11 protein-coding genes are annotated in these 13,734 nt (G+C 33.5%); 5 read left to right on the top strand and 6 right to left on the bottom strand.

Going from position 1 to position 13,734, the window contains the following annotated elements:
- Positions 1-5 precede the first annotated feature (5 nt).
- On the top strand, positions 6-1,217 hold the full coding sequence (locus tag CGC48_RS11380) for a Gfo/Idh/MocA family protein (protein ID WP_098029659.1): 1,212 nt from the start codon (positions 6-8) through the stop codon (positions 1,215-1,217).
- Between the two features lie 77 nt (positions 1,218-1,294).
- Positions 1,295-2,416, top strand: coding sequence for a 3,4-dihydroxy-2-butanone-4-phosphate synthase (gene ribB / locus CGC48_RS11385; RefSeq protein ID WP_098029660.1), 1,122 nt, complete (start codon positions 1,295-1,297; stop codon positions 2,414-2,416).
- A 58-nt stretch (positions 2,417-2,474) separates the two neighbouring features.
- On the opposite strand, the gene CGC48_RS11390 is transcribed toward ribB, so the two are convergent.
- Positions 2,475-3,512, bottom strand: a complete 1,038-nt coding sequence (locus CGC48_RS11390; RefSeq protein WP_098029661.1) for a hypothetical protein — start codon at positions 3,510-3,512, stop codon at positions 2,475-2,477.
- A 144-nt stretch (positions 3,513-3,656) separates the two neighbouring features.
- On the opposite strand from CGC48_RS11390, the gene CGC48_RS11395 reads away from it, so the two are divergent.
- A complete protein-coding gene (locus tag CGC48_RS11395) occupies positions 3,657-4,043 on the top strand; it encodes a helix-turn-helix transcriptional regulator (RefSeq protein WP_098029662.1) in 387 nt (128 codons plus the stop codon).
- Positions 4,044-4,111: 68 nt separating this feature from the next.
- Here the strand turns inward: CGC48_RS11395 and CGC48_RS11400 are convergent, their stop codons facing one another.
- The 5 genes from CGC48_RS11400 to CGC48_RS11420 form a co-directional block, all read right to left on the bottom strand.
- Positions 4,112-5,386, bottom strand: a complete 1,275-nt coding sequence (locus tag CGC48_RS11400; RefSeq protein ID WP_098029663.1) for an NAD(P)/FAD-dependent oxidoreductase — start codon at positions 5,384-5,386, stop codon at positions 4,112-4,114.
- Positions 5,387-5,468: 82 nt separating this feature from the next.
- Positions 5,469-6,707 carry a DUF445 domain-containing protein gene (locus tag CGC48_RS11405; protein ID WP_098029664.1) on the bottom strand — a complete coding sequence of 413 codons (1,239 nt, stop codon included), beginning with the start codon at positions 6,705-6,707 and terminating at the stop codon, positions 5,469-5,471.
- Positions 6,708-6,785: 78 nt separating this feature from the next.
- Positions 6,786-8,627, bottom strand: a complete 1,842-nt coding sequence (glmS, locus tag CGC48_RS11410; RefSeq protein ID WP_098029665.1) for a glutamine--fructose-6-phosphate transaminase (isomerizing) — start codon at positions 8,625-8,627, stop codon at positions 6,786-6,788.
- Between the two features lie 93 nt (positions 8,628-8,720).
- Positions 8,721-9,179 carry a pantetheine-phosphate adenylyltransferase gene (coaD, locus tag CGC48_RS11415; RefSeq protein ID WP_098029666.1) on the bottom strand — a complete coding sequence of 153 codons (459 nt, stop codon included), beginning with the start codon at positions 9,177-9,179 and terminating at the stop codon, positions 8,721-8,723.
- Between the two features lie 2 nt (positions 9,180-9,181).
- Positions 9,182-10,162 (bottom strand): D-alanine--D-alanine ligase, encoded by a 981-nt coding sequence (locus tag CGC48_RS11420; protein ID WP_098029667.1) that lies wholly within the window; start codon positions 10,160-10,162, stop codon positions 9,182-9,184.
- A 194-nt stretch (positions 10,163-10,356) separates the two neighbouring features.
- Between CGC48_RS11420 and aroC the strand changes: the two genes are divergently transcribed.
- Both aroC and CGC48_RS11430 read left to right on the top strand, forming a co-directional pair.
- Positions 10,357-11,421 (top strand): chorismate synthase, encoded by a 1,065-nt coding sequence (gene aroC, locus CGC48_RS11425; protein WP_098029668.1) that lies wholly within the window; start codon positions 10,357-10,359, stop codon positions 11,419-11,421.
- An 11-nt stretch (positions 11,422-11,432) separates the two neighbouring features.
- Entirely contained in the window at positions 11,433-13,364 is a 1,932-nt protein-coding gene (locus tag CGC48_RS11430) for an LTA synthase family protein (RefSeq protein ID WP_098029669.1), read from the top strand.
- Positions 13,365-13,734: the final 370 nt, after the last annotated feature.

Genomic DNA, 13,734 nt, shown 5'->3' on the forward strand with positions numbered 1-13,734 from the left:
CGAGAATGAAAAAAGTATTCGATTTAAGAGTAGTTCCAATAGAAAACCTTTGTGTGGGATTCATCGGTGTTGGTATTCGAGGGATTGAAGCCTTGAAGCGTTATATGTACTTAGATGTGCGTATCTCGGCAGTGAGTGATGTGTATGAGGAATATATAGAAAAAGCAAAGAAAATCACGGAAAAACAGCCCGTCAAACCAATTTTCTTCACGGGGAAGGAGGATTGGAAGAAGGTTTGTGAGATGGAAGAGGTCGATTTGGTGTATATATCCACGCCTTGGGAATTACATACCGAAATGGTAACGTATGCAATGCGTAAAGGAAAACACGTGGCGGTGGAAGTCCCACTGGCGATGACCGTAGCTGATTGTTGGGAAATTGTTAAAACTGCCGAGCAAACCCAACGGCATTGTATGATGTTGGAGAATGCGTGTTACGATAGCTTCGAGCTGATGACCATTGAAATGGTAAAACGAGGGGATTTTGGAGAAATTGTTCACGGAGAAGGAGCTTATATTCACGATTTGAGACGTTTGAATTTCCAACAAAATGATAGAGATACATTGCGAGGTGAATGGCGAATGAAATACAGCCAGACGCATAACGGAAACCCATATCCAACGCACGGGATAGCTCCTATCTGTCAGGCAATGAATATACTAAGAGGAGATAATTTAGTGAAATTAGTGTCAATGTCGTCACTTTCAATAGGAATGAAGCGTTATGCAGAAGCCACCTTTGGAAAGGAATCTCCACAAGCAAAAGCACAATATACAGGCGATATTAATTTGACATTAATTCAAACTGAAAAAGGCAAAACAATTTTACTACAACACGATGATACCAGTCCACGACCATATTCACGAATATTTTTGATAAGTGGAACAGATGGATTCATTCAGAAATATCCAACGCCTCAAATTTATTTTGACAAACGAGAAACACCTCAACTAACTTCAGAAGAAGTAGCAGCTTATTTGGAAAGAAATCAACATCATTATGTATTGGAAACTGCTCATTTGAGAGAAAAGCTTCCAGAGCAAAAACCGATGGACATTATTATGGATTATCGATTAGTACATTGTCTCAAACACGGACTTCCGTTAGACCAAAACGTGTATGATGGTGCATTGTGGTCTTGTATTACCGAACTTTCACAAATTTCTGTAGAAAAAGGAAGTATTCCTGTTGATATACCTAATTTTTTGGAAGGATAGTTCAAGCAACAAAATTGAATTTCTTTTATTAATTATTATTTTAAATGAGTTATATTTGCCCAAAATTTTGAGTTAAAATGAAAAAAATAGAGCTGAATACCATTGAAGAAGCCATCGAAGACATAAAAAAAGGAAAAGTAGTTATTGTTGTAGATGACGAAAATCGTGAGAATGAGGGAGATTTTATAACAGCTGCAGAAAAGGCTACTCCCGAAATGATTAATTTTATGATTACACACGGTCGTGGACTGGTTTGTGCCCCACTAACTGAAAAGCGTTGTGCCGAGCTGGAATTACCAATGATGGTGCAAAATAACACGGTGTTACATCAAACTCAATTCACAGTTTCTGTTGATTTGATAGGGCAGGGGTGTACTACTGGAATATCAACCCACGATAGAGCAAAAACGATTTTGTCATTGGTTAATCCTCAAACAAAACCATCGGATTTGGGACGTCCAGGGCATATTTTTCCGCTTAGGGCGAAAGAAGGAGGCGTACTTCGCAGGACAGGACATACCGAAGCAGCTATTGATTTGGCTCGACTTGCAGGGTTTCAACCAGCAGGAATTTTGGTAGAAATACTCAATGAAGATGGTACGATGGCCCGACTTCCACAACTTACAGAAATTGCTAAAAAATTTGATTTGAAATTAATTTCAATAGAAGATTTGGTGGCTTATAGAATGCGAAAAGATACTCTAATTATCAAAAAAGAAGATTTTTATTTGCAAACACCTTACGGAGAGTTTCGACTACGTGCCTATGAGCAAACTACTAATAAACAAATACATTTAGCATTTACGAAAGGCACTTGGGAGCCTGATGAGGCTGTGCTTACAAGAGTTCACGCATCATTTATTAGTAATGATATATTGGAGATTTTGGCAAATGATAAGGATAATCCTCTTGAGCGAATATTCAAAAAAATCAATGAGGAGGGCAAAGGAGCCGTAGTTGTTATCAATAAAGAAGGATATTCACAAGATTTGCTGAAACGTATCACAGAAATTAAGGAAAAACAAAACGGAAATTGTATAGCACAATCTTCGGCAGATACAAAAGATATTGGAATGGGATCGCAGATACTCCACGACCTAAATATACGTAAAATACGATTGCTAACAAATTCAAAACAATCACATTACGTAGGAATGTCGGGTTATGGACTCGAAATTATGGAAGAAATTGGATACTAAGATAAAAAGAAAGCTCAAAAGTTCTAAACTTTTGAGCTTTTTCTGTTTTCTGAATTATTTATTCCGCTACTACCTCAACAGGGAAGTGTTTTGTGAATATATTATTTATTTCCATTCGTTTTATTAGGTATTCAGCTTCTTCTTTGATTCTTGTACCATCGGACTTGTCATAGTCATTTTGTATCAACTTTTCAGCCATTTCAATAGCTTTTTTAGGCATATCAAAAATTAGATACAATCTTCCTAGGTTATAGTAAGAATAGTAACGCATTTTCCGATGTGCTTTTTTAGAATCAGTGTACTTTGGAAGTATATCTAAAAAGTGCTTTTCTACCTCACTAAATTGACTTTTCAACTCTTCACTGATTGGTTCGTTTGCCTTTATATTTTCTATCATTTCTTTGATTTTATTTATTATTTCTTGGCAGTTCTTATATTCTGGGTTTTTCTTTGAGCCAAGTATCCAAAAAAGAATATTATCTTTATAGGTAGGATAGCCATATAATCTATTTCCATAGTATTGAACTTCACTTGGTACTGAAGCAACAAATTTATTTTGAAAATCTTGAGTCAATATTTCATAGTTGTTTTTTAGGTAATTTTGTGCTGAACCATAACTATTGTGGGAATTTCCTGTATACTTTTGAGAACTTCCAAGTCGTTGATTAAATGATTCTCCACTATTATTGGTAAATGAAGCTGAACCTCTAGTAACATAATTCATATAAGGGTAGTACGTGTATTTAGTTTCGATTACATTACCTTTATCATCCTTTTTTTCACTTTTTTCAGTTCGTATATCCATCTCTTCTACTTTGAGACGTTCAATTCTAACATCAATTTTTATAGTTGCATCTTGGTCTTCCTCTCTTTTTTTGAATCCAACGAGATTAATGTTATCTAAAATTTTAGATTTGTCATACATATCAGCATTCGTTGTAACTGAGAAGTGTCTTAATGTAGGATCACTAATGGGGTTAGTAGGTAGGTTAACATACCGATAAGATATGTTAAATCTGTCTAAGTCAGCGTTTTGTGCATAAGAAACAAAAGCAGTTCCTAAAGCAAGCATTGCGATTTTTGTTTTTAATTTCATGATAAATTAATGTGTTAAATTGTTGTTATTATTTTATTGTTTTTTAACTAAAATTAATTTATGCAAAAATATGCTAAAATAATTTGTATGATTATTCAAAAAATAAATATTTTTATTCTATTTTTGCATAAAAATATATAGATTATGAATGTTCAGGTAGGAAAAAAAATGAGATTACTACGTAAGCAAAAGGGGTTTTCACAGGAGCAAGTTGCTGATTACATACATATAACACAGTCTACGTATGCACGTATAGAGAATGGTATTGGTAATTCTTGGGCTAATTATGTGCTACCATTGTGTGCATTATTTGGTGTAGAACTTGAGGAGTTTTTTAAGCTAGAATTTACAGATTTAGACAAAATCAAGAAAAGTACTAAACAATCCAATGAGCCAAATATCATTAATGGTTTGTTAGATAGACTTATAGATCAATATGAGAAACGTATTTTAGAAAGGGATATTTGTATTACTGAGTTGAAATTAGAGATTGAAAGGTTAAAAAAATTATTATCAATAAAAACAAAATAATTGTTAAAGTTAATGTTTGTAACTTTAAAATTAACATTTTATTTAATGTTTTACTATTATGTAAATCATTAGTTCTTGTCTTTATCACTCGGTTTTAGTACCATTCGATAAGATTGGTCTTTGCTTATGTAATATCCTAACCAATTGTAAAAGGCTCGTAATCTATTTCGGAATGTTACAAGTGACATAATGTGTACAAAAACCCAGATAAACCAAGCGAAAAATCCTTTCAGAAATATTTTTTTAGGAATATCCGCAACCGCTTTATTACGCCCGATGATAGCCATAGAACCTTTGTCGGTATATGAAAAAGGTGTTGGATTTATAAAATTATTAGTCAGGTTCTTACCCAAATTTCGTGCTTGTTGTATAGCAACTTGAGCCAATTGCGGATGACCTTCTGGAAAGTTAGAATCAGCAGTCATAATACAAGAATCACCTATAGCATAAATGTTGTCAAACTCTTCCATTTTGTTAAAGGCGTCTGTTTTCATTCTCTTTCCTCTGCCTAAAAAATATTCATTGTCAATGCCTTTGAATGATTTAGCGGAAACTCCTGCTGCCCAAATGAGATTTCTTGCATCTAAAATTGTTCCGTCAGACAAATGCACTTCATCGTTTACGAAATCTTTTACAAAAACGTTGAGTTTGAGTTTTACTCCCATTTTTAGTAAAGATTTTTCAGTATATTTTTGAGATTTTTCTGACATTGGGGCAAGTACTGTTTTTTGTCCGTCAATTAAGAAAATATCTCCTAAATCCTCTTTTGCAAGTTCTGGATAGTCCTTTTCCAAAATGTAGTGTTTCATTTCTGCAAAAATCCCCGAAAGTTCAACTCCTGTTGGTCCAGCACCTGCGATGGCAAAAGAAAGCAATTTTTTTCGTTGTTCTTTATCCTCAGTGCGAGTAGCTCTTTCAAGCCTTGTGTACACCAAATTTCGCAACATCAAAGCATCACTAATTGTTTTCATTGGCATTGCTTTTTGTGCTACATTTTGATTTCCAAAGAAATTGGTTTCGGCTCCTGTCGCCATTACCAAAATATCGTAAAACATTTCTCCATTACTGAGTATCAGTTTGTTTTCAGACGGAATGACTTCCTTTAGCTCTCCCATTCTGAAATTTGTATTTCTATATGAACGGAGAATTTTTCGAAAGGGATACGAAATAGCAGAAGGCTCCATAAAACCTGCCGCAACCTGATAAAGTAAAGGTGGAAAAAAATTGTAATTATTCATATCCACCAAAGTAACACGAAATTCATCAGAATGATTTAATTCTTTAATAAGTTGCAATCCAGCAAAACCACCTCCAACAATAACAATATGTTTCTTATGTTTCATTTGAGCTTTTCAAGTTTTTTAAAAAATTGCTGCAAAAATAAAATGATTTTTTGAAATTGAAAGAAGAAATTTAATGCTAAAATCAGAAAAATTGAGTGATGATGTAGATGATAAGCCCAACTAAACCACCAACTAATGTTCCGTTAATACGAATAAATTGCAAATCTTTACCTACTTCAAGTTCTAATTTTTCGCTTAATTCTCGTCCTTTCCAATTTCCAACAGTCTGACTTATAAGTAATCCTGCTTCATTTCTATTTTTTAAAATAAACTGGTAGATTGTTTTTTGGCTCCATCCATCTAGGCGATTTTGAAGTTGTTTATCGGTTTGAAGTTGACTTGTAAAATTTAGAATTGATTTTTTTAAATAACTTTTTAAAATAGAATCATTTAATGGTTTTGATAGGTCTTCTTTCAGGAAGTTTTTAATGTATACCCAAATACTTTCAGCGTATTTTTCAATATTTTCAGATTGTAATAAATTATCTTTTAGCTTTTCTAATTTTTGTTTCCAGTGAGGCTCATTTTTTAAGTCTTCTTTAAGTAAAAGTAGTTGATTTTCTATTTCTTTTCGAATAGAATGTTCTTCATTTTCAGCTGCTTCTCCCATATAATTTGCTAATCCCGCAGTAATTTTGTCAGCTAAAATCTTGTCGATAAAATCGGGAATAAAAAAAGCACTTTCTTGTGAAATTTTTTTGTGAATTAAGTTCTTATTTTCTAAAATGTAAGATTGTATTTTCAGAAAAATAAAATCAAGTATTTTTTGATGTTCTTTTTCTTTTAGTAAATATTCTAATGCGTTACTTATTAATGTGTTTAACTCTATTTCTTGAAGTAATAGTTTAGATTTTTCTGTAATAAAATTTGTAATTTTTTTATCATTCGTATTTTCTATTATTTCTTCAAGTTTTACTTTAATTTCATTTATTAATATATTGATATTCTTTTCTTTATTTAAGTATTTAACAATGAAAGAAGAAACATTGATGCTCTCCACATATGGTCGGATATTTTCTGCTTTTAAAAAATTTTCTACCACAAAATTTCCCAAATTATCCCCAATATCTTTTTTTCTATTTTCAATCAAATTTGTGTGTGAAATTGGAAGTCCCAAAGGTTTGTGAAAAAGGGCAGTAACAGCAAACCAATCTGCCAAAGCACCAACCATAGCTGCTTCAGAAAAAGCCTTGATATAACCTACAAAAGACCATTCGGGAGCCTTTTTTTGCAGAATTACCATTGCAATATACATTAAAGTCATAAATAGAAATAATGCAGTGGCAATTCGCTTGTGAAAACGTAATTTTTTTTCTTTCATATGTAGTATTTATAAAAAGAAAAGAACCAACAATTAAGAAAATATCGAAATTGTTGATTCTTTGTGTTAATTTTTTGATTATTCAACGGTTACTGACTTAGCCAAATTTCTTGGTTGGTCAACATTGCAACCTCGTTTTATGGCAATATAGTACGACAGTAATTGCAATGGTACTGAAGCCAGAATTGGAGACAGAGCTTCACTTACTTCTGGAATTTCGATTACGTGGTCGGCAATCGACGCCATTTGTGTATCTCCTTCAGTTACAATTGCTATAATTTTTCCCTTTCGGGATTTGATTTCCTGAGCGTTAGAGACAATCTTATCATAATGACCTTTGAGTGGTGCTATGAAAATTACAGGCATATTTTCATCAATCAAGGCGATAGGTCCGTGTTTCATTTCTGCTGCAGGATATCCTTCTGCGTGAATGTATGAAATTTCTTTTAGTTTCAAAGCTCCTTCCAAAGCTGTAGGAAAATTAAATCCTCTACCCAAATATAAACAATTTGAAGCGTTTTTATAAATATCAGCAACTTCAATAGCTGTTTGATGCGTATTTTTGAGTGTTTTTTCAACCAGATTAGGTATGTTAGCCAAATTTTCTGCCAATTCTCTGTAAATTGCTTTGTTGATAGTTCCTTTTTTGTATCCTAAATGTAAAGCCATCAGAGTTAGTACAGTTAATTGTGTGGTAAATGCTTTTGTTGATGCAACACCAATTTCGGGACCTGCGTGTGTGTAAGTTCCTGAATCTGTGATTCGAGCGATAGATGAGCCTACCACATTGCATATTCCATAAATGAAAGCTCCTTGTTCTTTTGCTAATTTTAAGGCTGCCAGTGTGTCAGCTGTCTCTCCTGATTGTGAGATAGCTATGACAATATCATCTTTATGAATAATTGGATTACGATAACGGAATTCTGATGCATACTCTACTTCAACAGGAATTCGGGCAAATTCTTCAAATAAATATTCTCCTACAAGTCCTGCGTGCCAAGAAGTTCCACAAGCTACAATAACAATTCGTTTGGCATTTAAGAATGTATCAATATGATTATCAATACCAGACAATTTGGTTGTATAATCATCTAACAATCTGCCTCGCATTGTATCTTGTATGGATTTGGGTTGTTCGTAAATTTCTTTTAGCATAAAATGGTCATAACCACCTTTTTCAATAGCTTCCAAACTGATTTTTAGTTCTTGCATAAGTGGAGTAACACTCTCATTACTAATAATATTGCGAACATTTAATGGTTTTCCTAATCGAATAGTAGCCATTTCGCCATCTTCCAAATAAAGAGCATTTTTTGTAAATTCAATGAAAGGAGAAGCATCTGAAGCGATAAAAAATTCATCTTTACCAATACCAATCACAAGTGGACTTCCTAATCGAGCTACTACAATTTCCTCAGGACGACCTTCTTCCATAACGGCAATGGCATACGCTCCAACCACTTCATTGAGGGCGTGACGAACAGCACTTTCTAAAGATAAGTTTTCTTTTTCTTTAAAATATTCAATAAAATTTACTAATACTTCAGTGTCAGTATCCGATTGAAAGGTAAATCCTTCCTGAATTAGTTGTTGTTTGATGCTGTCATAATTTTCGATAATTCCGTTATGAACAATGGCAAGTTTTCCTGAACTTGACAAATGAGGATGTGAGTTTACATCATTTGGAACTCCGTGTGTAGCCCATCGAGTATGTCCCATACCACAACCAAATTTGGGAACTTCGTTTCCTGCTTTGGTTTCCAGATCGGAAACTTTTCCTTTGGTTTTTACATTTAAAAATTTTTCGGAGTTCAGAATGAATCCTGCACTATCATAACCGCGATATTCCAATCGCTTCAATCCGTCAATTACAACGGGAAAAGCAGCTCGGCTGCCTAAATAACCTACGATTCCGCACATAATTTTTATTTTAATTTAAGATTTTTTCTCTTTTTGAATGGTAGGTAATAGTATATTTGCATTATGTTAGCTTTTGGAAGCTAAAAAAGTATGTTATAATTCAATTTTCACACTTTCGGGAACAAGAACGGTGTAATCTCCGTTATTCCGAATTACATCACGCACGATAGATGATGAAATGAATGATGTACTTGCAGCAGTAAGCAAGAAAACGGTCTCTATTTTCGATAATGTTCTGTTAGTGTGGGCAATTGCTTTTTCAAATTCAAAATCAGCTGGATTTCGAAGACCTCTCAAAATAAATTGAGCATTGATTTCTTTGCAAAAATCCACTGTAAGTCCTTGATAAGTTGTTACTTTAACTTTGGGTTCATCAGCAAAAGCTTTTTCTATAAAGTTTTTGCGTTGTTCCACCGAAAACATATAATTTTTGTCGTTATTTACTCCAATGGCAACTACTATTTCATCGAATAAATCCAATGCTCTGTGAATGATATCGTAATGACCAAGTGTAATTGGGTCAAATGAACCAGGAAATAATGCTCTTTTCATTTTTAAAATTCATTTATAGCCTCTTCGATAGCGTTTTCAAATAAATCTGAAAGTGAAATTCCTGCTACTTTAGCTTGTTGAGGCAATAAACTAGCTTCAGAAAGTCCTGGTGTAGTATTCATTTCTAGCAAATAAGGAGTTTCTCCAACAATAATGAATTCACTTCGGCTAAATCCTTTCATTTTTAGTATTCGATATATTTTTTCTGCCAGAATATTGATTTTCTCAGTCATTTCATCAGAAATTCTTGCGGGAGTAATTTCTTCGGATTGCCCCAAATATTTCGCTTCATAATCAAAGAAATCATTATGTGATACAATTTCCGTCATTGGCAGGACTTTTATTTTTCCTTTGTAAGTAATTACACCAACAGAAACTTCAGTTCCTTCCAGAAAACTTTCAATCAAAATTTCATCATCTACTTCAAAGGCTTTTTCGATAGCTTCCGATAGTTTCTGCTTTTCGTACACTTTGTAAACACCAAAGCTACTGCCTGACTTATTGGCTTTTACAAAACAAGGAAGCCCTACTTTTTTAATAATTTCAGAAACTGAAAAATCTTCTCCTTTATTGAGATAAAACGAAGGAGCAGATAGTATCCCGTAAGGTTTTAAAACCGAAAGCATATCCCTTTTATTAAAAGTTAAAGCCGAAGCATACATACTGCAACCAGTTAAAGGTAAATTTATTAGTTTGAAATATGCCTGTAAATAACCATTTTCGCCAGGTGAACCGTGTATTGCATTAAAAACAGCGTCAAAAATTATTTTTTTGCCTTTTATCTCAACCGAAAAATCATTTTTATTAATCGGAATTTCTTGATTTTGCTCATCAACAAAAAACCATTTTTCTTTGTAAATATGGATAGGAAAAACGTCGTACTTTTCTTTGTTAAGGTGTTGTACAACAACATTTCCACTTTTTATAGATACTTCTGCTTCAGCAGAATATCCTCCCATAATAACAGCTATTTTTTTTCTCATTCTTTTTTCAAAAATCTCTGTAAATAAATTTTATGAACGTGCCAAAAATAGTGTTTATTATTTTAAGAAAAAGTTAAAACCCATTTTTTTTATTATTTAAGCAGATTTAGAAAGAAATAACTTGATAGATTATTGTTAATTATGTGTTATTTTTTACTTTTGCTTCAAGAAGAATACTTTCACACAGCAAAACTATGGCAGGAAATACATTCGGAACGATATTTAGGCTAACTACTTTTGGCGAATCGCACGGGGAGGCCCTTGGCGGAATTATTGATGGCTGTCCAGCAGGGATAAACATTGATTTTGAAGCAATTCAAAAAGAATTAGATCGGCGAAAACCTGGGCAATCGGCTATCGTTACTCAACGCAAAGAATCTGACGAAGTAGGTTTCCTTTCAGGGATTTTTGAGGGAAAAACAACAGGAACTTCCATAGGTTTCATTATCGAAAATACAAATCAAAAGTCACACGATTATAGCCATATAAAAGAAGTATATCGACCAAGTCACGCCGATTATGTTTATCAACAAAAGTATGGGCATCGTGATTATCGTGGAGGCGGACGAAGTTCAGCTCGTGAAACGGCTTGTCGTGTGGTGGCGGGAGCTATCGCCAAACAAGTTTTGAAAGACATTCGGTTTTCGGCTTATGTTTCTTCCGTAGGAGAACTTTCTGTAAATAAAGATTATACAGAATTGGATTTGTCTCTAACAGAAACCAATCCTGTTCGTTGTCCTGATTTGCAAATGGCTTCAAAAATGGAAAATTATATAAAAGAAATCCGAAAGGCAGGAGATACAATAGGCGGAACGATAAGTTGTGTTATCCAGAATGTTCCTGTGGGGCTGGGTGAACCTGTTTTTGACCGACTTCACGCACAGTTAGGTAAAGCAATGCTTTCTATCAACGCTGTGAAAGGTTTTGAATACGGCAGTGGTTTTGAAGGGACTAAACAACGTGGAAGCCAACATAATGATCTTTTCAATCCTGACGGAAGTACGCAAACCAATCGTTCTGGCGGAATTCAAGGAGGCATTAGTAACGGAATGGATATTTATTTTAAAGTGGCTTTCAAACCTGTGGCAACCCTTATGCAAATGCAACCTGCTTTGGATTCAGAAGGAAACATCGTGCAAATGCAAGGAAAAGGACGCCACGACCCTTGTGTAGTACCACGTGCAGTCCCCATTGTGGAGGCAATGGCTGCAATGGTCATTCTAGATTTTTATTTGATGAATAAAACAATAACAATTTAATCAATCACTTTATGAAAAACATTCGGTTTGGAGAATATAAAGTTTTGTTTTACAGACTTTTTTTAGTTTATCTGTTTTATTTCTTTGCTAGAACTTTGTTTTATGTTTTTAACAAAGATGTAATTTCAGTAGAAAGTATTTCTGAATTTTTCAGACTGGCTTTTTATGGTTTGTTATTTGATTCATCAGCAATTATTTACGTAAATCTACTTTTTATTTTAGTTAGTTTGTTGCCGCTTTGGATAAATACTTTCAGTGGTTATCAAAAAGTAGTTTTTTGGATATATTTTCTGACCAATATTCCTGCGTATTTACTCAATTTCATAGATATTGTTTTCTTTGAATATAATCGTTCTCGTCTTACGTTAAGTGCTTGGAATTTGGCTGCGAATGAAGAAAATAAGTTCACACTTCTTTTCGGATTTTTAACAAGGCATTGGCTGGTATTTGTAGCTTTTATTCTATTAGTAGTATTTTGGATTTTTCTGTACAGAAAGGTAAAAATCAATATATTTCAGGTTAAAAACAAGTTGATTTATTTTGGGCTTTCTGTAGTTGTTATGGCACTTTTAACACCTTTATTCTTGCTGGGAATACGAGGAATGCCTTTCAAAAAGGGAACTATTCCGATAACAATTACCGATGCAAACAGATACGCCAACGACCTTTCACAAGTTAATTTGATACTAAACACGCCTTTTTGTTTGCTCAGAACATTGGGCAAAAATGATACTTTCCGAAAATACAATTTTGTTTCAGAAGATTATATTGAAAAAAATATCCAACCTATCAAACAATATAGCAGAAAGGTAGAAAACAAACCTAATGTGGTGTTATTTATTTTGGAGGGAATGGGAGCCGAGTATTTTAATACATTTAACAAAAATAGAAATATTCCAGACTTTAAATCATACACCCCTTTTTTGGATTCTTTGGCACAAAACGGCTTTTATTTTTCCAATGTATATGCTAATGCAAGTCGTTCTATGGAAGGTATTTCGGCAGTTACAGCAGGAATTCCTACTTTTGAGATTGCTCTGGCTTTCTCGCCATATTCTCAACAAGAAATTGCTTCAATTGCTAATATATACAGCGAGTTAGGATATAAAACCGCTTTTTTTCACGGAGCTACTAATGGTTCAATGGGTTTTGACGGATTTACCAAACAAATCGGGTTTGAAAGTTATTTTGGGCGAACAGAATTTAACGATGATAGCCAACATAATGGAAGCTGGGGAATACACGATGAGCCTTTTTTGCAATTCAGTCAAAAGGAAATAAGCAAAATGCAATCTCCTTTTTTGGCAACAATATTCACACTTTCCTCGCACGAACCTTATACTTTTCCGAAAGTGTACGAAACTCGGTTTAATAAAGGAGATATTCCGATGCATAACGCTGTTGCCTACGCAGATTATTCCATAAAGAAATTTTTTGAAAGTGCTAAGAAAGAAAAATGGTTTGCAAACACAATCTTTGCTTTCGTAGCTGACCACCCCGCAACAGCTTTTTACGATTATTACAAACAGAAAATTGCCTATTACAACATTCCGATTATTTTTTATAGCCCGAATCCAAACTTAATTCCGCAAGGAAATTCAGATGAATTAGCACAACAGATAGATATTTTTCCTACACTAGTAGACTTAATTGGCTATGAAAAACCATTTCGTTCGTGGGGAAGAAGCTTGTTTTCAGATAAAAATGAACCTCATCGGGCGTATGTTACTAACCGAAATTTTTATCAATTAATGCAAGGAAATTATATTTACGTTTCTGACATAAAAGGAAATATCATCGGAGTTTATGATAAAACTGATTTAGACCTGAAAAACAACTTGCAAAAAACAACAAATAATCAGGAAATTGAAAAAGGCATTACCGACCTTAAAGCCTTTATGCAAGATTTTATGAATCGCGTTCTTGATAAAAAACTCAAATAAAATAATTGTTTTATTCGTATCTTTATGTATGGGAAGGTTTGTTCTGATTGAGCAAACCTTTCAATTTTTTTATAAGAATGAAAACTAATTATATTAAACTGAATAGATTTGATGATTTATTAAAACACTTAATAAAAATTTTTTTTGATTTTTGATTTTGGTTCTTTCTGCCAGATTAAAGTTTCTACCACTTGGAATTTTTCTTTTTCTACCAGATTAAAGTTTCTACCACTTGGAATTTTTCTTTTTCTACCAGATTAAAGCTTCTACCATTTAGAATTTTTCTTTTTCTGCCAGATTAAAGCTTCTACCACATAGAATTTTTCTTTTTCTACCAGATTAAAGCTTCTACCACTTGGAATTTTTCTTT

Origin of the sequence: Capnocytophaga cynodegmi, from assembly GCF_002302475.1 — a bacterium.
GTDB lineage: Bacteria > Bacteroidota > Bacteroidia > Flavobacteriales > Flavobacteriaceae > Capnocytophaga > Capnocytophaga cynodegmi.